Annotated in this window: 18 protein-coding genes; 9 read left to right on the top strand and 9 right to left on the bottom strand. The window is 70.4% G+C overall.

Annotation, left to right across the window (positions count from 1 at the left end):
* Nucleotides 1-31: 31 nt before the first annotated feature.
* The 3 genes from JUB13_RS07965 to dxs all read left to right on the top strand — a co-directional run bounded on the left by JUB13_RS07965 (nt 32) and on the right by dxs (nt 3,195).
* A complete protein-coding gene (locus tag JUB13_RS07965; protein ID WP_207478271.1) occupies nt 32-280 on the top strand; it encodes an exodeoxyribonuclease VII small subunit in 249 nt (82 codons plus the stop codon).
* 4 nt (nt 281-284) lie between these two features.
* On the top strand, nt 285-1,172 hold the full coding sequence (locus tag JUB13_RS07970; protein WP_207478272.1) for a polyprenyl synthetase family protein: 888 nt from the start codon (nt 285-287) through the stop codon (nt 1,170-1,172).
* 94 nt (nt 1,173-1,266) lie between these two features.
* Nucleotides 1,267-3,195 carry a 1-deoxy-D-xylulose-5-phosphate synthase gene (gene dxs / locus JUB13_RS07975; RefSeq protein WP_211115502.1) on the top strand — a complete coding sequence of 643 codons (1,929 nt, stop codon included), beginning with the start codon at nt 1,267-1,269 and terminating at the stop codon, nt 3,193-3,195.
* 33 nt (nt 3,196-3,228) lie between these two features.
* Here the strand turns inward: dxs and JUB13_RS07980 are convergent, their stop codons facing one another.
* Nucleotides 3,229-3,750 carry a metallophosphoesterase family protein gene (locus JUB13_RS07980; protein WP_207478273.1) on the bottom strand — a complete coding sequence of 174 codons (522 nt, stop codon included), beginning with the start codon at nt 3,748-3,750 and terminating at the stop codon, nt 3,229-3,231.
* 125 nt (nt 3,751-3,875) lie between these two features.
* Here JUB13_RS07980 and JUB13_RS07985 point away from each other — a divergent pair, with 125 nt between their 5' ends.
* Nucleotides 3,876-4,592, top strand: coding sequence for a TlyA family RNA methyltransferase (locus JUB13_RS07985; protein ID WP_207478274.1), 717 nt, complete (start codon nt 3,876-3,878; stop codon nt 4,590-4,592).
* A gap of 30 nt (nt 4,593-4,622) precedes the next feature.
* On the opposite strand, the gene sppA is transcribed toward JUB13_RS07985, so the two are convergent.
* From sppA to JUB13_RS08000, 3 genes are all read right to left on the bottom strand, one after another.
* Entirely contained in the window at nt 4,623-6,380 is a 1,758-nt protein-coding gene (sppA, locus tag JUB13_RS07990) for a signal peptide peptidase SppA (RefSeq protein ID WP_207478275.1), read from the bottom strand.
* Between the two features lie 172 nt (nt 6,381-6,552).
* Nucleotides 6,553-7,125 (bottom strand): peroxidase-related enzyme, encoded by a 573-nt coding sequence (locus JUB13_RS07995; protein ID WP_207478276.1) that lies wholly within the window; start codon nt 7,123-7,125, stop codon nt 6,553-6,555.
* A gap of 39 nt (nt 7,126-7,164) precedes the next feature.
* Nucleotides 7,165-8,610 carry a PAS domain-containing sensor histidine kinase gene (locus JUB13_RS08000; protein WP_207478277.1) on the bottom strand — a complete coding sequence of 482 codons (1,446 nt, stop codon included), beginning with the start codon at nt 8,608-8,610 and terminating at the stop codon, nt 7,165-7,167.
* A 224-nt stretch (nt 8,611-8,834) separates the two neighbouring features.
* Between JUB13_RS08000 and JUB13_RS08005 the strand changes: the two genes are divergently transcribed.
* Nucleotides 8,835-9,494, top strand: coding sequence for an exopolysaccharide biosynthesis protein (locus JUB13_RS08005; RefSeq protein WP_207478278.1), 660 nt, complete (start codon nt 8,835-8,837; stop codon nt 9,492-9,494).
* Nucleotides 9,495-9,528: 34 nt separating this feature from the next.
* Here the strand turns inward: JUB13_RS08005 and JUB13_RS08010 are convergent, their stop codons facing one another.
* The 3 genes from JUB13_RS08010 to fabI all read right to left on the bottom strand — a co-directional run bounded on the left by JUB13_RS08010 (nt 9,529) and on the right by fabI (nt 13,052).
* Nucleotides 9,529-11,043: a S10 family peptidase gene (locus tag JUB13_RS08010; protein WP_207478279.1), complete on the bottom strand. Its 1,515-nt coding sequence runs from the start codon at nt 11,041-11,043 to the stop codon at nt 9,529-9,531.
* A gap of 85 nt (nt 11,044-11,128) precedes the next feature.
* Entirely contained in the window at nt 11,129-12,202 is a 1,074-nt protein-coding gene (aroC, locus tag JUB13_RS08015) for a chorismate synthase (RefSeq protein ID WP_207478280.1), read from the bottom strand.
* A gap of 4 nt (nt 12,203-12,206) precedes the next feature.
* On the bottom strand, nt 12,207-13,052 hold the full coding sequence (gene fabI, locus JUB13_RS08020) for an enoyl-ACP reductase FabI (RefSeq protein ID WP_207478281.1): 846 nt from the start codon (nt 13,050-13,052) through the stop codon (nt 12,207-12,209).
* A gap of 101 nt (nt 13,053-13,153) precedes the next feature.
* Here fabI and JUB13_RS08025 point away from each other — a divergent pair, with 101 nt between their 5' ends.
* On the top strand, nt 13,154-14,482 hold the full coding sequence (locus tag JUB13_RS08025) for a YihY family inner membrane protein (protein ID WP_207478282.1): 1,329 nt from the start codon (nt 13,154-13,156) through the stop codon (nt 14,480-14,482).
* Nucleotides 14,483-14,500: 18 nt separating this feature from the next.
* On the opposite strand, the gene JUB13_RS08030 is transcribed toward JUB13_RS08025, so the two are convergent.
* Together JUB13_RS08030 and JUB13_RS08035 are read right to left on the bottom strand one after the other, a co-directional pair.
* Nucleotides 14,501-15,409 carry a DnaJ C-terminal domain-containing protein gene (locus JUB13_RS08030; RefSeq protein ID WP_207478283.1) on the bottom strand — a complete coding sequence of 303 codons (909 nt, stop codon included), beginning with the start codon at nt 15,407-15,409 and terminating at the stop codon, nt 14,501-14,503.
* Between the two features lie 46 nt (nt 15,410-15,455).
* Nucleotides 15,456-15,947 (bottom strand): RT0821/Lpp0805 family surface protein, encoded by a 492-nt coding sequence (locus JUB13_RS08035; RefSeq protein WP_328702906.1) that lies wholly within the window; start codon nt 15,945-15,947, stop codon nt 15,456-15,458.
* A 149-nt stretch (nt 15,948-16,096) separates the two neighbouring features.
* Between JUB13_RS08035 and pdxH the strand changes: the two genes are divergently transcribed.
* From pdxH to JUB13_RS08050, 3 genes are read left to right on the top strand one after another with little or no spacing between them, the layout of a single operon-like run.
* On the top strand, nt 16,097-16,693 hold the full coding sequence (gene pdxH, locus JUB13_RS08040) for a pyridoxamine 5'-phosphate oxidase (protein ID WP_207478284.1): 597 nt from the start codon (nt 16,097-16,099) through the stop codon (nt 16,691-16,693).
* 60 nt (nt 16,694-16,753) lie between these two features.
* The gene (locus JUB13_RS08045; RefSeq protein ID WP_207478285.1) at nt 16,754-17,692 is read left to right on the top strand and encodes a cation diffusion facilitator family transporter; all 939 of its coding nucleotides are present in this window, start codon (nt 16,754-16,756) and stop codon (nt 17,690-17,692) included.
* Between the two features lie 34 nt (nt 17,693-17,726).
* Nucleotides 17,727-18,089: a hypothetical protein gene (locus JUB13_RS08050; protein WP_207478286.1), complete on the top strand. Its 363-nt coding sequence runs from the start codon at nt 17,727-17,729 to the stop codon at nt 18,087-18,089.
* Nucleotides 18,090-18,130 lie beyond the last annotated feature (41 nt).

Raw genomic sequence — 18,130 nt, forward strand, 5'->3', positions numbered from 1 at the left:
CCCGTCGTCCGCGCCCCGAGGAAAGCAGAGCATGGCCGAAGCGTCGATTCCTCCCGAGATCGCAGCAATGAGCTTCGAGGACGCGTTGGGCGAGCTCGAGCGCATCGTCCGGCAGCTCGAGGAGGGCCGCGCCAAGCTCGACGACGCGATCTCGTCCTACGAGCGCGGCACGCTGCTGCGGCGCCACTGCGAGGCGAAGCTGCGCGAGGCGCAGGCGAAGGTCGAGCGGATCATGGTGACCGCCGACGGCCTCGGCACCGAACCGTTCCGGGCGGATTGATCGCATGGGTGCTCTCGAGACGGCCCTGACCGAAGCGGCCGAAGCGGTCGGGCGCAGCATCGAACGGCTGCTTCCGCCCTCGGATCTGGCCGAGGCGCAGCTCCATGAGGCCATGCGCTATGCGTGCCTCGGCGGCGGCAAGCGGCTGAGGCCCTTTCTGGTGATGCAGAGCTCGGGCCTTTTCGCCGTCGGCGGCGACCATGCGCTGCGGGTCGCGGCCGCGGTCGAGTTCGTGCACTGCTACTCGCTGATCCACGATGACCTGCCGGCCATGGACGACAGCGACCTGAGACGCGGTCGGCCGACGGTGCACAAGCAGTTCGACGAGGCGACGGCGATCCTGGCGGGCGACGGCCTGCTGACCTACGCCTTCGAGATCCTCGCGGATCCCGAGACCCATGAGGATCCCCATGTCCGCTGCCAGCTCGTGACCGCGCTGGCCCGGGCCGCGGGGCCCCGGGGCATGGTCGGCGGCCAGATGCTCGATCTGATCGCCGAGCACGAGACGCTCGACATCGGGGCGATCACCCGGCTGCAGCGCATGAAGACCGGCGAGATGATCGCCTTCTCGTGCGAGGCCGGCGGAATCCTCGGCAGGGCGTCGCCGCCGCAGCGCCAGGCGCTGCACAACTTCGCCCATGACCTCGGGCTCGCCTTCCAGATTGCCGACGATCTCCTGGATGCCGAGGGGGACCCCGCGGTGACAGGCAAGCCGGCGGGCTCCGATGCCGCGGCCGGGAAGGCGACCTTCGTCTCCATCCTGGGCATCGAGCGTGCGCGGGACCAGGCGCGGCTTCTTGCCGGTCAGGCCGCAAGCCATCTCGACATTTTCGACGGGCGCGCCGACATGCTTCGTGCGGTCGCGGGGTTCGTGGTCGAAAGACGGGCCTGAGGCGGGCGCGCCTGCGGCGCGACGCCGCGGACCAGGGTTTCAGAACCGGCCGCCGGCAGCGGCGACGAGGGCCGGTTCCAAGGGAGGACGCATTTTGACGAAGCAGGCCAGCGCGACTCCGCTCCTCGACACGGTCGAGGTCCCGGCCGACATCCGGCGCCTGCGGCCCGAGCAGCTCAAGCAGCTCGCCGACGAGCTGCGCTCGGAGACGATCGCGGCGGTCTCCGTGACCGGCGGGCATCTCGGCGCGGGTTTGGGGGTGGTCGAGCTGACCGTCGCCCTGCACTACGTCTTCGACACACCCCATGACCGTCTGATCTGGGATGTCGGGCACCAGGCCTATCCCCACAAGATCGTCACGGGGCGGCGCGACCGCATCCGCACGCTGCGCCAGGGCGGCGGGCTCTCGGGCTTCACCAAACGCTCGGAAAGCGAGTACGACCCCTTCGGCGCCGGCCATAGCTCCACCTCGATCTCGGCGGGACTCGGCATGGCGGTGGCGAGCCGGCTCGAGGGCGTGCGCAGGAACGTGGTCGCGGTGATCGGCGACGGCGCCATGAGCGCCGGCATGGCCTACGAGGCCATGAACAATGCGGGATCCCAGGATGCGCGGCTCTTCGTGATCCTGAACGACAACGACATGTCCATCGCGCCGCCGGTGGGCGCCATGAGCGCATACCTGTCGCGCCTGATCTCCTCCAAGAAGTTCCTGACCCTGCGCCATCTCGCGAAGGACGTCGCGAGACACTTCCCCGGACCGCTGCAGCGCGCGGCGGCCCGGGCCGAGGAGTATGCCCGCGGCATGGTGACGGGCGGCACGCTCTTCGAGGAGCTCGGCTTCTACTACGTCGGCCCGGTGGACGGGCACAATCTCGACCATCTGCTGCCGGTTCTCCAGAACCTGCGCGACATGGAAGAGGAGGTGCCGGTCCTCGTGCACGTCGTCACGCGCAAGGGCCATGGCTATCCGCCGGCCGAGGCGTCGGCCGACAAGCTGCACGCCGTCGCCCGCTTCGACGTCGTCACCGGCACGCAGGCCAAGGCCAAGAGCAACGCGCCGACCTATACCCGCGTCTTCGCGGACAGCCTCATCAAGGAGGCCGAGGCCGATGCCCGGATCGTCGCGGTAAACGCCGCGATGCCCGCGGGCACGGGGCTGGATCTCTTCGCCAAGAGGTTCCCCGACCGATGCTTCGACGTCGGCATCGCCGAGCAGCACGCGGTGACCTTCGCGGCCGGCATGGCCTGCGAGGGCTATAAGCCCTTCGCCGCGATCTACTCGACCTTCCTGCAGCGCGCCTACGACCAGGTCGTCCACGACGTGGCGATCCAGAAGCTGCCCGTGCGCTTCGCCATAGACCGGGCCGGCTTGGTCGGAGCGGACGGCGCGACCCATGCCGGCGCTTTCGACGTCGCCTATCTCGGCTGCCTGCCCAACATGGTCCTGATGGCGGCGGCCGACGAGGCCGAGCTGATGCACATGGTGGCGACCGCGGCGTCGATCGACGACCGGCCCTCGGCCTTCCGCTATCCCCGCGGCGAGGGAATCGGCCTCGACCTTCCCGAGCGCGGGACGCCGCTCGCCATCGGCAAGGGACGTATCCTGCAGGAGGGCGACAAGATCGCGCTGCTGAGCTACGGCGGCCGTCTGCAGGAATGCCTCGCCGCCGCACACGACCTCGGCGCCCGGGGCCTGTCCACGACCGTGGCCGACGCCCGTTTCGCGAAGCCCCTCGACGAGGATCTGGTGCGACGCCTGGCAACGGAGCACGCGGTGCTGATCACCGTCGAGGAAGGCTCGGTCGGCGGCTTCGGAAGCTTCGTGTTGCACCATCTCGCGACGGCAGGGCTGCTGGACGGCGGGCTGAAGATCCGGCCGATGGTCCTTCCCGACCGCTACCAGGACCATGACACCCCGGCCCGTCAGTACGAGGAGGCGGGCCTTGCCGCGAGCCAGATCGTGGCCACCGCCCTTGCGGCGCTGGGCGTCGACGCCAAACTTCCTGCACCGGCGCGCGCCTGAGGCCGAGGCGCGCGAGGGCGTCGCGCCCGGGGCTCAGGCCCGGGCGGCGCGGCGGCGCGCCTTCATGCCCGCGAGGATTTCCGCCACGGTGACCGGGCGAAAGTCCCAGACATCCACGCCGACATCGGCCTGCTTCGGCATCGGGGCAAGCTTGCCGTGGCTGTGGCCGTGCAGGTTCAGGGCGCCCTTGTACATCCCGTTCCAGGTCCTGAACGGATAGTGGCAGAGCACCAGCCAAGTGCCATCGACCTCGATCTCGGCGTAGTGGCCGACGCTGCCCCAGCCCGGCAGCGAGGCCGTCGCGGCATCGTCGTTGTTGCCGAGGATCAGGTGCTTGCGTCCCTGAAGCCGGGCGAGGAACCCGGCCGCGAAGCCCGGGCCGCGGCCGACCGCGAAGTCGCCGAGATGCCAGACCGTGTCGTCGTGACCAACGGTCTCGTTCCAGCGCTCCACCATCGCCTCGTCCATTGCGGCGAGCGACGGGAAGGGCCGGGCGCGGAAGCGCAGCGCCCAGCCATGGCCGAAATGGGTGTCCGAGGTGAAGTAGACGGTCATTGGCCTCCCCGTGCCAGCCCGCGCGGCGACCTTGGGGCAACACCGCCATTGGCGCGGGGTTCATCCTGCGCTATGCCGGGGCCATGCCGAAACCAGACGCCCCTCGCAAGGACCGCGTTGACACGATGCTGGTCGCGCGCGGCCTCGTCGAAAGCCGCGCCAAGGCCCAGGCGCTGATCCTCGCCGGGGCGGTCCATTCCGGGACGCTTCGCATCGACAAGGCCGGGCAGCTCCTCCCGGTCGAGGCGCCGCTCTCGGTGCGTGGCCTGGACCATCCCTGGGTATCGCGCGGCGGGCTGAAGCTCGTGGAGGGGCTCGACCGGTTCGGCGTGGATGCTGCCGGGCTGATCTGCCTGGATGTCGGGGCGTCGACTGGAGGCTTCACCGACGTCCTGCTCTCGCGCGGGGCGGCCCGCGTCTACGCGGTGGATGTCGGGCACGGGCAGCTCGCCTGGAAGCTCCGCCAGGATCCGCGCGTCGTCGTGCTGGAGCGCACCAATGCCCGCCACCTGACCGCCGACCGGATTCCGGAGGCCGTCGACCTCGTCGTGTGCGACGCCAGCTTCATCGGGCTGGAGACAGTCCTGCCGGCGCCACTGGGGCTGACGCGCCCCGGAGCCCGGCTGGTCGCTCTCGTGAAGCCGCAGTTCGAGGTCGGCAAGGGCCGGGTGGGCAAGGGCGGGGTCGTGCGCGATCCGGCGCTGCACGAGGAGGTCTGCGCGCGCATCGCCGCCTGGCTCGGCGCGCAGCCTGGTTGGCGCGTGCTCGGTCTAGCCGAAAGCCCGATCCTCGGCCCCGAGGGCAACAAGGAGTTCCTGATCGGCGCCGTCCGCGAGGCCTGATCCCGGCCAGTCGGGATCAGGGTATCGGGATCAGCGCAGCGTCCGGCTCTGCCAGAGCCCGGTCTCGGGTGCGGTGGCGGGCCCGGTCGCCGGGCTCTCCAGAATCGCGGCGGCCCGCGCCAGTGGCGCCAGGGCCTCGGCGAGCCCGGCGGCGGCCTCCGCCCTACCGGCCAGCAGATCCATGGCCTGCCGCAGCGGGTTGCGGGGACGGGGGAAGAGCTCGACCGTCACCGGCGACCCTGCGGGAATCCCGCCGAGCTGCCGGGCCTCCGCCAGGGCCACCTCATAGCCGCCGAGCACGTCCACGAGGCCCAGGGCCTGGGCCTGTGCGCCGGTCCAGACGCGTCCCTTGGCGATCTCGCGCACGCTGTCCAGGCTCAGCTTCCTGGCCTCGGCCACATGCCCGGTGAAGGTGCCGTAGATGTCGTCGAGCATGGCGTCGCGGCGCTGGAGCTCGCTCGGCGTGTAGCGCGGGATCTGCGACCACATGGTCGCATTCTGGCCGCGCCCGATCACGCCCCAGGTGATACCGAGCTGCTCCCAGAAACCCTCGGTCGCCATCTTTCCGGCCACCACGCCTATGGATCCCGTCAGCGTCGCGGGAAGGGCCACGATGCGGTCGGCGCCGAGCGCGATCCAGTAGCCGCCCGACGCGGCCATGCCGCCCATGGAGACCACGACCGGCTTTCCGGCCTGGCGCGCACGTACCACGGCGCGACGGATCGTCTCGGAGGCCACGGCCGATCCGCCGCCGGAATCGATCCGCAGCAGGATCGCGCGGACCGCGGGGTCGCGCGAAGCCTTGTCCAGCGCATCGGAGATCGTGTCGGCAGCGATCGCGCTGCCGCCGCCGAAGGGGCTGGGCTCGGACTCCCCGCGCACGATGGTGCCGGTGCCGACCACCAGAGCGAGCTTCGGACCCTCGACGTTCGGGCGGCCGGCCACATCCAGATAGGCCGGCGCCCCGACCAGACCTGTGCCCGAGCCCGCACGCTCGCGCGCAGCGGCCAGCGCCTCGTCCGGATAGCCCAGCCGGTCGACGAGCCGCGCCTCGACGGCCTCGCGGTCAAGGAACGGGCCCCTGTCCAGCAGCACGCGCAGCGCGTCGGCGCCCATGCGGCGGCCGTCGGCGATCCCGCTGACGAGCTGCCCGGTCAGATCCCCGACCAGCTCCTCCATCATCTGGCGGTGCGCCGGGGTCAGCCCGGTCTCGGTGAAGGTGTTGGCGAAGGTCTTGTACTCGGCGCGCTTGCCGAGCTCGGGGACCACCGCCAGCTTGTCGAGCGCGCCGCGGGCCAGCGGCACCTGCGCGACCATGCCGGTCAGGCCCACCATGCCGACGGGCTGGAGCCAGATCTCGTCGAAGGCACTGGCGAGATAGTAGGAGACGTTGCCGGGTCCGAACTCGCCGAAGGTCTCCGAATAGGCGATGGCGAAGCGGCCGGCGGCGCGGAAGCGCCCCACCGCGGCACGCAGCTCCTGCGCCTCCGCCAGGCCGAACTGGTCGCCGCCGATCCGTGCCGCAACGCCCTTGACCCGCGGGTCGCGTGCGGCGCGGTCCAGCGCTTCGACCACGTCGCGCAGGCTGGTCTCGCGCCGCAGCAGACCGAAGGGATCGTCCGGCGCGCGCTCGGCCAGGGCCTTGTCGAGGTCGAGCTGCAGGACGATGGATTCCGGCAGGTCCGGCCTGTCCTCCAGCCGCTGGTAGATCCAGTATCCGCCGCCGACGATGGCGAGGACGACCAGCAGCCCGATCAGCGCGAACAGTCGGACGATGAAGCGGATCATGAGGGTTCCCGGCGGTTTCGGTAGCGCAGGGGGGCTGCGCCAATCCCGGACCGCGGAACCCTAGCGCCTGGGCGCGGGGACCGCCAGCGTGTCCGGCGTCGGGCGGACCCGCTGCCGCCACGCGCGGCGCCTCGCGGTCTTGGCGAGGCGGCCAGCCGGCGCGGAGACCCGCTCAGCGGTCCATGCGGTGGTATTCGGGATTGGGGATCATGTCGACGCCGCTGGCGACCCGGTTCGACATGTTGAAGAACCCCGCGACGTCGGCGATGTCGAAGATGTCCTCCTCGGAGAAGCCCTCGGCGCGCAGGACATCGCGGTCCGCCTCGTCCACGAGGTGGGGTGTCGTCGTCAGCTTCCAGGCGAAGTCGAGCATGGAGCGCTGGCGCGGCGGCAATTCGGCGACGCGGTAGTTCATCACCAGCATCTCCCCGAGCTGCGGGTCGCCGGAGAGCCTGCGGACGGCCTGGCCGTGCGCCACCAGGCAGTAATAGCAGCGGTTGGCCGAGGAGACGACGACCGCGATCATCTCGCGCTCGAGTTTGCTCAGCCCGCTCGGCCCCAGCATCAGCTCGCTGTACATCGCTGTGAAGGCGCGGAACTTGCCAGGGCGCAGGCTGTAGGCCTTCAGGACATTCGGCTCCAGCCCCAGCTTCTCGCGGCACTTCTCGAAATAGGCCTGGATATCCTCGTCCTGCGTGCCGGGATCCGGAACCGGCAGGGACATCACCTTGTCGGGCTGCGGCATGGTCTTCCTCCCGTCGCGTGCCTTGCGCCGGGAGGCATTCTATCCGGCCTGCGCCGCCGGTCCCAGGGCGGGAAAGCGAAGCGTGACGCGGGTGCCCCTGCCGGGGGCGGTGTCGATCTCCATGGCCGCCCCGTGCAGTTCCACCGTGCGGCGGACCGCAGCGAGGCCGAGCCCGATGCCCTGGTGCCGGCGTGCCAGCACGTGCTCGAGCTGCGTGAAGGCTTCCAGGGCGCGGGGCACCTCCTCGGGCGCCATCCCAATGCCGGTATCGGCGATCTCGATCAGCACGGCGCCGTCCTCGGTGCGAGCTCCGAGCGTGACGCGGCCGCCCTCGGGCGTGAACTGGATGGCATTGGAGACCAGCCGGGCGAGGGCCCGGGCCAGGGCGTGTGGATCGGCCTCGATGGGTGGCAGCCCGGCCGCCGGGCGCAGGTCGAGGTGCAGGCCGCGCGCCTGCGCGGAGGCCTGCGCGCCCTGGACCGCCGCGCGCACCAGCGCCGGTGCGTCGACACGCTGGCGCTCGATGCACTCGGCGGCCTCCAGGCGCGTCAGGTCCAGGATGTCGTTCACGACGGCCAGCAAGCGCTGGCCGCCGGCCAGGATGTCCCGGGCGTAGTCGGCGTAGGCGCCGTTCCCCACGGGGCCCAACGCCTCGGAGGCGATCAGCTCGGAGAAGCCGATGATCGCGTTCAGCGGAGTCCGCAGCTCGTGGCTCATGGCGCCGAGGAAGACGGACTTCGCTCGGCTGGCGCGCTCGGCCTCCTCCTTCGCGGCGTGCAGCGCCGCCTGCGCCTCGAGCAGCGGCGTCACGTCCGTATAGGCCGCGACCAAGCGTCCCGGCCGCCCGTCCGGGCCGCGCACCGAGATCCCGCGGACCATCAGGTGCCGGACGGAGCCGTCCTTGTGCCGGAACCGGATCGTCGTGCCGAAGTCCCGGTTGCCGGCATAGTGCTCGCGCACGAGCCGCAGGCCGAGATGCTGGTCCTGGGGTAGGATCAGCGCCTTCCAGGTCGCGGCGGAATTCGCGAGCTCATAGTCCTGGTAGCCCAGCAGCGCCTTCCAGCGCGGCGAGTACCAGACGCGGCCGGTCGCGAGATCCCAGTCGATGATGCCGTCCCGCGTCGCCTCCAGCGCCAAGCGGAAGGGGTCCGGACCTTCCCCGGCCAGTGTCCGCGCCTGGCGGGCCGTCGCGTCCTGGAGACGGACCAGCGCGCGCCGCCGGGGCGCGGCTGGGTCGGGCAGGGCGGTCGCCCGCCAGCGCGCCGGGGGATGCAAGCCCGTCTCGGCCTCCATCTCCGCCCCCGCGCCAAGGTCCAGGGCCCGCCCCGCCACATCCTGGGCGAGGATGCGCAGCATCGGCGCCAGCCTGCGGCGCGGCTCCGGGAATTCGAGTGCGATGGCGCCGTCCGGGCCGCGGACGGCGGACAGGCACCATTCTGTCTCGGCCGGCGCTGCGGCCGCCGAAAGGAGTGTGAGCGGGCTCATGCGTCGTGCGCGGCCAGGCGCCGGCGCAGGAAACGGCGGTTCTCGCAGGATTGTCCCGGGGCCATGCCGTTCCGCAGGTGTTTGCTGGTTCGGCAGATCATGTTGGTGCCGGATCATGAACGCAAGGCAGACATCCGGCCGAGTTGTGCGACTTTCGTCGCGGGTGGGGATGGCGGGGCGTGGACGGAGACACTAGATTGCGCCGCGATGTGGAAGCGCTTCCGATGACCATGCAAGAGACCGTGGACCCCGAATCCTCCGGAGGGCGGGTAACGGCCATCCTCGAAAATTTCCGCGACGACCTCCCACCGGCCCGGGTGACGCTCGGCGCCCTCGTGGAGCGGCTGGGCGACCGCGCCTTCGGCGCCTTTCTGCTGATCGTCTCGCTGCCCAACATCCTTCCGGTGCCCGTCGGCGTCGCGACTGTGCTGGAGATCCCGCTTCTGCTTATCGCGGTGCAGATGGCCATGGGTCGCCGACGGCTCTGGCTGCCGGCCTTCGCGCTGCGCGTGGGGCTGAGCCGCGACAAGGCGGACCGGCTGCTGCAGCGCTGCATCGGCATGCTTCAGCGGACAGAGCGCTGGGTCCGCCCGCGCCTGCTGCCTCTGACCGGCGCCCTCGCGGAGCGGCTGATCGGCGCGCTCTGCGTCGTTCTCGGGATCATCCTCGTCGTCCCGGTGCCGCTGCTGGGATGGTTTCCGGCGTTCGCGCTGGTCGCCCTGGCGCTTGGCCTCGTCGAGCGGGACGGCGTGATGATGATAGCCGGGCTGGCGCTGAGCGTGCTGACCGCCGTCGCGACCGCGGTCTTTCTCGCCGGCATCAGCGCCGCGGGCCAGGCGCTCGCGAGCCCTGCGGGACTGAGCCTGCCGTTCATCGGACCCTGAGCGGAAGGGGCGGTCCGACGGCGCGGTGCCGCCCTCAGGGCGCGCCGTCAGGACGCGGCAGGCGCTCCGCGTAGAAGCTCCGGGCCGCCTCGGTCAGGGCAGTGCGGTCGGCGGGGCGGAAGTACATCATGTGCCCGCCCTGCAGCACGGCCACACGGACGCGGCTTCGGACCTCCTCGGGCAGGGCCAGCCTGTCGATCAGCCAGCGTGAGGCCATGTATGGCGTCACGAGGTCCGTCTCGCCGTGGACCACCAGGGCCGACAGGTCCGGCGTGGTCGCGAGCGCCTCCGCCAGCTGGTCCAGGGCGCCGGCCTCGTTGCGCGAGCCTTCCCAGTCCCAGTTTCTCGACGGGCGCCGGTCGAGCAGCAGGAACGGCACGTCCGTGCGCAGCCCCATCCGGTCCCGCATGAGCTGGACGAAGGCCGAGGTGACCGGCGCGATCGACGCGTCGAGCAGCACGTCGGGGCCACGTCCGCCGGCGGGGTAGGGATCGGGACCGGCATATGCCCCGTCGTAGAGGCTCACCGCGCGACCCGGCTCGCCGAGCACGCGATCCGAGAAGACCTGGATCGGAATCCGGCCATGGTGACGCCGCACGACGTCAGGCTCCAGACCGAGGAGTGCCGACAGGCGGCGCACCAGCGCCTCGTCCGGCCCCGCGCCGGGAGGCGCGATGGCGGCGATCCCCGTCAGGTATTCTCCAAGGGCGAAGCGCTCCACGGCCGCCTGGTCCATGGCGGTGTCGCCGCGACCCAGCGCCCGCGCGGATGCGGCCATGGACGGCAGCGCGAGCGCCCAGGACATGACATCGTAGGGATTGCCCGCGATGGTCGAGAACTCGATGACGGGAGAGATCATGATCACGCCGGCGACGGCGATCCCGGGGCCTTCGGCCAGGCTGCGGGCCAGCCTTGCGACGCGGAAGCCACCGTAGCTCTCGCCGGCCAGGAAGACCGGCGAGGACCACCGGCCTTCGCGCGTCAGCCAAAGGCGCAGGACCTCGTTCAGGCTGCGGATGTCGCCGCTGACGCTCCAGAACGGCCTCTCCGCCTCGTCGCCAGTGCGTGCGGCGCGGCTGTAGCCCGTGCCGACGGGATCGACGAAGACCAGGTCGGTGAAGGCGAGCCAGGTGGCGGGGTTGTCCTGCAGCCGTGCGGGCGGCGGCGCAAGCCGGCCCTCTTCCGTCGTCGCAAGCACGACGGGGCCCATGGCGCCCATGTGCAGGAAGGCCGAGGCGGCGCCCGGCCCGCCGTTGAAGACGAAGGTGACGGGGCGGGGCGCGCCGCCGACGTCCTCGGCCGTGTAGGAGGTCGTGAAGATCCGCGCCGCAACCTCGCCGCGCCCGTTGGTCACCGGCAGGCTCTCGGCGACCGCCCTGTAGGCGATGCGCTGGCCGCCGGCGTCGATCGCGCCGCGGATCTCGACGGGGCCGATCGCGGCGGCCTGGGGATTGTCGCGCGGCCCCGCGCCTTCGGAGGGGCGCTCCTGCGCAAGGGCAGGTGGCACGGCCGGCAGCAGCAGCGCAAGCAGCAGGACGAGCAGGCGCAAGGCGGACCTCCTCCGGGCGGAATGGGCCGGTTCGGACGGGCCGGTCGGGAGCGGGCGGTTCGCGCCCCGCCCGACATCCCGCGCGTCACCCCGCGAGTGCGCGGTGGCGCAGCAGGTGGTCCGCCAGCACGCAGGCCATCATGGCCTCGCCGACGGGGACGGCGCGGATGCCCACGCAGGGGTCGTGCCGGCCCTTGGTCAGGATCTCCGTGTCGGCGCCGTCTGTCGTGACGGTGCGCCGCGGCGTCAGGATCGAGCTCGTCGGTTTGACCGCGAAGCGTACGACGATCTCCTGGCCGGTCGAGATGCCCCCCAGGATGCCGCCAGCGTTGTTGGACAGGAACGAGACGCCGCCTTCCGCGGTGCCGCGCATTTCGTCCGCGTTCTCCTCGCCCGTCAGGGCGGCGCTCGCGAAGCCGTTGCCGATCTCCACGCCCTTGACGGCGTTGATCGTCATCATTGCGCGCGCGAGGTCCCCGTCGAGCTTGTCGTAGAGCGGCTCGCCCCAGCCCGCGGGAACGCCGGTCGCGGTCACCTCGATCACCGCGCCCACCGACGATCCGGCCTTGCGAACGCCGTCCAGGTAGTCCGACCATTGGGCGGCTGTTGTCGCATCGGGGCAGAAGAACGGGTTCCGGCCGACCTCGTCCCAGTCCCAGCGGGACCGGTCGATGGCATGCGGCCCGACCTGCACCAGGGCGCCGCGCACCGAGACGCTGTCGCCGAGCACCAGACGCGCCAGCGCGCCGGCGGCGACGCGGCAGGCGGTCTCGCGGGCCGAAGCCCTGCCGCCGCCCCGGTAGTCGCGGATCCCGTACTTGGCCCAGTAGGTATAGTCCGCGTGCCCGGGACGGAACTTGCCCGCGATCTCGCTGTAGTCCTTGGAGCGCTGGTCGGTATTCTCGATCAGCAGCGAGACCGGCGTTCCCGTCGTCTGGCCTTCGAAGGTGCCGGACAGGATGCGCACGGCATCGGGCTCGCGCCGCTGGGTCGTGAAGCGGGACTGGCCGGGCTTGCGCTTGTCCAGGAATTCCTGGACGTACGCTTCGGACAGCGGCAGGCGGGAGGGCATCCCGTCCACCACGACGCCGATCGCCGGCCCGTGGCTCTCGCCCCAGGTGGTGAAGCGGAACAGCGTCCCGAAGCTGTTGCCGGCCATGGGCTCAGGCCTTCTCGCCGGACCCCAGGCCCGACAGGAGCTGGGCGGTGGCGGCCGCATTGTCGACGGCTACCATGCCGACGACATGGTAACCCGCGTCGACGTGCAGGACCTCGCCGGTGACGCCGGTGCCGAGATCGCTCAGCAGATAGAGTGCGGAACCGCCGACTTCCTGGGTGGTGACGTTGCGCTGAAGCGGGGCGTTCAGCTCGTTCCACTTCAGGATGTAGCGGAAGTCGCCGATGCCGCTGGCTGCCAGGGTCTTGATGGGACCTGCCGAGATCGCATTGACGCGGATCCCCTCAGCCCCCAGATCGGCGGCGAGGTACCGGACCGAAGCCTCGAGTGCGGCCTTCGCGACGCCCATCACGTTGTAATGGGGCATCACCCGCTCCGCGCCATAGTATGTGAGCGTCAGCAGGCTGCCGCCCTCGCGCATCAGCGGCACGGCGCGCTGCGCGCAGGCAGTGAAGGAATAGCAGGAAATGTCGAGGGTTCTGGCAAAATTGGTCCGGCTCGTGTTGAGGTACCGGCCGTCGAGTTCGTTCTTGTCGGAAAAGGCGATGGCATGAACCAGGAAGTCCAGGCCGCCCCAGAGGTTCCGGACGGCCTCGAAGGTGGCGTCGAGGCTCGACTCGTCGGTCACGTCGCAGGGCACCACGAGGGGCGAGTTCACCGAGGCGGCCAGCGGGCGTACGCGCTTCTCCAGCGCCTCGCCCTGGTAGGTGAAGGCGAGTTCGGCCCCGTGGGCGGCGAGCGTCGAGGCGATGCCCCAGGCAATGGAACGATCATTGGCCACGCCCATGATCAGGCCGCGCTTGCCTGCCATGAGCGGAGTGGAACTGGACATCAACGCCTCGTGATGACTGTGCGGAATGGGACCGGAAAGCGGCCGGCATCCTACACGAAAGGCCCGACCGGTCAAACGCGGGGAAGGTCCCGGAGGACGAGATGAGGCTTGGCGTCGACATGCTTCCCGAGGGACTCTCGCGGATCGAGCGGGCCCCCCGGGTGATCTGGAGCTTCCTGAGCTATCTGACGCGCCGCTTCATCGCGGACGACTGCCTGACCACCGCCTCGGCGCTGACCTACACGGCGCTGCTGGCGATCGTGCCGCTGATGACGATCTTCTTCGCGGTGTTCCAGGCCTTTCCGGCCTACGGGACGCTGCGCGAGCACGCCCAGAAGCTGCTGGTGAGCAGCCTCGTCCCCGAGGTCGGCGAGGCCATCCTGGACTATCTCAATACCTTCACGGCCAATGCGGGCCAGCTCACCGGCTTCGGCGTGATCGGCCTGGCAGTGACCGCAGTGCTGCTGTTCAACACCATCGAAGGCTCGTTCCGGATGATCTGGCGCGTCACCGATCCGCGCTCGATCGTCGTCCGGCTCCTGGCGTTCTGGACGATCCTGACCCTGACGCCGCTGCTGTTCGGCGCCAGCCTCAGCCTTTCCAGCACGCTGTATGCCACGCTGCACCTGGACAGCGTGGTGGGCAGCCGCTGGTTCGGCTGGGCCGTCATCCTGCCTGGCCTTTTCGAGACCTTCGGCTTCTTCCTGCTGTACCTGCTGATCCCGAGCCGCGAGATTCGCTGGCAGGACGCCCTCTACGGCGCCGTCACCGCCTCCGTCCTGCTGGAGACGTCGAAGGCCCTGTTCGGCTGGTACGTGGCCGCCTTCCCGACATACCAGACGATCTATGGCGCCCTGTCCGTCGTCCCGATCTTCCTGCTGTGGCTCTACATCGCTTGGTCGACGGTGCTGGTCGGCGCCGAGGTGGCCGCGGCGCTGCCGGAATGGAGGGCGGGGATCCGCAGCCAGATCGGCCCCGAGGGGCTGCTGTCCGCGCATCGGGTCGTGGTCGCCCTGGCGATCCTGAGGGAGCTCCTGGAGGCGAGCCAGCTCGGTGTCGGCATGCGGCGGCGGACCCTGGTCGGGCGCGTTCCCGTGGGCGCGGCGGTGGTGGACGGCATCCTGGAGCAGCTCCAGCAGGTGCACTGGGTCGCGCGCACGCGCCAGGGCGCCTGGGTCTACACCCGCGATCTGTCGGAGTGCACGCTGTACGACCTGCTGCGCTCGCTCGGCATCGGCATGCGCGGCAATCTCGGCAGCTTCCGGACCCTGCAGGCCCCCTGGCTGGAGCGCGCGACCCGGCTGCTGGAGCAGGCCGACGATCTCGGCCGGGACGCGTTGGGCGTCCCGCTCAAGGAACTGCTCTGCGGGCCCGACGCGCGCGAGCTCGAGGTGCGACACGACCTGGCGGCGCGCATCGGCCGGCGCTGAGGCCCGGCCGCGGCGCCCTCAGCCGAAGACCTTCTTGCGGACGTCGTAGCTGCGGTCCTTGGCCCAGGATTCCAGGAACTTGGTCAGGTCCGCGTCGGGCGGGTCGGGGAGCACGACCTTGAGCTTGACGTACTGGTCGCCCTGCAGGTCGCCTTTGGCGTTGCGGATGCCCTTTCCCTTGAGTCGCAGCAGGGTCCCGGTGTTGGCTCCGCGCGGCACCTTCACCGCCACCTGCCCGTCCAGGGTCGGCACCTTGATGGAAGCGCCCAGCACCGCCTCGGGCAGGCTCACCGGGATCTCCAGGTGGACGTCCAGGTCCTTGCGCGTAAAGAACGGGTGCGGCTCGACATGGACCTCGATGATGGCGTCGCCCGCGCCGCCGGCCCCCTCGGTGCCCTGGCCCTTCAGGCGCAGCTTCTGCTGGTCCGAGGTCCCCGGTGGAATGTTCACGTCCAGGCTGCGCCCGGTCGAGAGATTGATCCGGCGCTTCGTGCCGAGCGCGGCCTCGACGAAGGGCACGGTCACGGAATAGTTGATGTCGGCGCCACGCGGCTTGCTGCCGAAGCCGGACGCGCCGGCCCCGGATGTTTTGCGGCGCCCGAAGAGCCCGTCCAGGAAATCGTCGTCGTCGAAGGAGAAGCCGCCTGAGCGGCTTCCGCCGGCGCTGCCGTAGCTGCGTCCGAATCCGCCGCGCTCGTTGCCCTGGGCATCGATCTCCCCGCGGTCGTAGCGGGCGCGCTTGTCGGGATCGGACAGCAGGTTGTAGGCCGACGAGATCTCCTTGAACCGCTGCTCGATGTCGGCGCGGCCGGGATTCATGTCGGGGTGGTACTGCTTGGCAAGGCGGCGGTAGGCGGCCTTGATCTCCTCGGCGCTGGCGGTGCGGCTCAGGCCGAGGACGAGGTAGGGATCACGCGGAGAGGCCACGGGCGGCTTGGTCCTGAAAGGGTGCGGACGGCCGCCCGGGCCACGGTCAGCTGACGATCTTCCAGGATCCGTCGGGCTGCTGGCAGGCGATGCCGTGGCCCTGCTCCATCCGTCCGCCCACAGTAATCGTCTGCTGGTACTCACGGCAATAGCTGCCGGAGGAGTCGCGGCCGTCGCGCAGGGTCGTGAACGTCCCCTGGTTGCCGGTGTTGGGGTTGTTCCACTGGACGGTCTGGCCCACCGGCGCCGCGTAGGACCTGTAGGCCGCATTCTGCATCGCGGTCTGGTCGGCGCGGTCGAGGGACTTGCCCATCTCGCTGCCCAGGAAGGCGCCCAGCAGCGTGCCGGCACCGACCGCGACGAGCTTGCCCGTGCCGCCGCCGAAGCGCGACCCGGCAAGGCCGCCCAGCACGGCGCCGCCAACGGTTCCGAAGCCCTGCTTGGTGCCCATTCCGTCCATACCGCCGCCCATGCCCTGGTTAGCGCAGCCCGCGAGCAGCGAGACGGCCAGGACGGATGCCAGGAGGGATTTCACGATCGTCTTCACGGGTCTCTGGCCTCGAAGAATGAACGCCGCGGCGGACCGCCGCCGCAGGATGACGGCCCGCCGGTCGGCGGGCATGGACTTTCGCCCTGTCAGGATTAAGGTACGCACTTCCCGAGTTGCAACTATGACCGGCGTCACAGATGAGTGATATCACGGCCGAGGATCCGTTCGAACTGTTCGGCCGGTGGTTCGAGGAGGCCGGGCGCAGCGAGCCTGCAGATCCCAACGCCATGGCCCTGGCGACTGTGGATGCCGCGGGACGGCCGTCGGTGCGCATGGTCCTGCTGAAGGGCTACGACGCCGGCGGCTTCGTGTTCTACACGAACCTGGAAAGCCGCAAGGGCCGGCAGATCGCCGAGAATCCCCAGGTCGCGCTGTGCCTGCATTGGAAGAGCCTGCGCCGCCAGGTGCGGGTGGAGGGCGAGGCGGTGCCGGTGGACGCGGCCGAGGCCGACGCCTATTTCGCGTCGCGTCCGCGAGCCTCGCGCATCGGCGCCTGGGCGTCCGAGCAGTCGCGCCCGCTCGAGGGCCGCTGGGCGCTGGAGAAGCGCGTCGCCGAGTTCACGGCGCGCTTCGGACTTGGCGAGGTTCCGCGTCCGCCGCACTGGTCCGGCTTCCGCGTCGTGCCGCGGCGCATCGAGTTCTGGCAGGACCAGGCCTTCAGGCTGCACGACCGGCTCGTCTACTCCCGCGACGATCCGGCCGCTGCGTGGAGGACCGAAAAGCTCTATCCCTGAGGAGGCCTCAGGCAGACGCCAAGCGGGGCGGGGCCCGGGACGGCGGAGGATGTGCTGCGAATGACGAACGCCGAGGGACCGGCAGGCGTGGAGCGCCTGCGGAGCTGGGCGACCTACGCCAGCGTCGCGGTGGCCCTGACGCTGATCGTCGCGAAGCTGGGGGCCTATCTGTCGACGGGTTCCGTGAGCCTCCTGTCCTCTCTGATCGACAGCAGCACCGATCTTCTCGCTTCCGTCGTCACCCTGATCGGCGTGCGCCATGCCCTGCGTCCGCCCGACCGGTCCCATCGGTTCGGCCATGGCAAGGCGGAGCCCCTGGCTGCGCTTGCCCAGGCGGCCTTCGTGACGGGGTCGGCCCTGTTTCTGAGCTATGAGGCGGCCTATCGGCTGACAGACCCGCGTCCCGTCGCGGACGAGACCATCGGAATCGTCGTGATGGCGGGCGCCATCGTGGTCACGGCCGCGCTCGTCGGCTTCCAGGCCCATGTGGTGCGCCGCACGGGATCGCTGGCCGTCGGAGCGGACAGCCTGCATTACCGCGGCGACCTTCTGATGAACCTCGCGGTGATCGGCGCGCTGCTGCTGACGCAGCAGACCGGGTGGGCCTATTTCGACCCGCTCTTCGGCATCGGGATCGCGCTTTACCTGATGGCCGGCGCCTGGCGCATCGCGCGCGGCTCCCTGGATGTGCTGATGGACCGCGAGCTCGGCCCTGACGAGCGCCGCGAGGTGCGACGGATCGTTATGGGGCACGCCGCCGCCCAGGGTATGCACGACCTGCGCACGCGCCACACCGGGACCCATGCCTTCATCGAGCTGCACCTCGAGCTCGACCCGGACCTCACGGTGGCCGAGGCGCACCATGTCACCGACGAGATCGAGGAGCTGATCCGGGCGGCCTTTCCGGGCGCGGAGGTGATGGTCCACCAGGAGCCCTTCGGCCTCGACGACGAGCGGCTGGATGCGCGCATCGCGCGGGGGCGCAAGACGGCTGGTTAACGCGGGATTAGGCTTAATGCGGCATGCTGGCGCGATGCCGGTCCTGAGACGCCGCGACTTCGTCCTTGCCCTTGCCGCAACCTCCTTGCTCGGCGCCTGTGCCGAGGAGCGGCCGCCTGATTCCATGATCGCCGGCCTCCTGGAAGGCGCGGCGAATCAGGAGCTCAGCGCGCATCGCATGCGCGTCGGCACGGCCGGCGTGCCGGATGCCGTCAGGATCGCGAACCTGAAGACGCTCGGAGGCGTGCACGACAGCGCGGATGTCTATGTCGTCTCGGTCCAGTTCGATGTGATGGTGGAGGTCCGTGGCGCGCGCACGCTCTCCCAGCGGGCGGCAAAGGCGCGCCTGAAGCTCGGCCGCAACGGGTCGACCTGGCGCATCCTCGAAAAGCAGTAGGACGCCCGTCGATAGCTATCATTTTATGTGTAATGGACTCC

It is taken from the genome of Arenibaculum pallidiluteum, assembly GCF_017355985.1.
Lineage (GTDB): Bacteria > Pseudomonadota > Alphaproteobacteria > Azospirillales > Azospirillaceae > Arenibaculum > Arenibaculum pallidiluteum.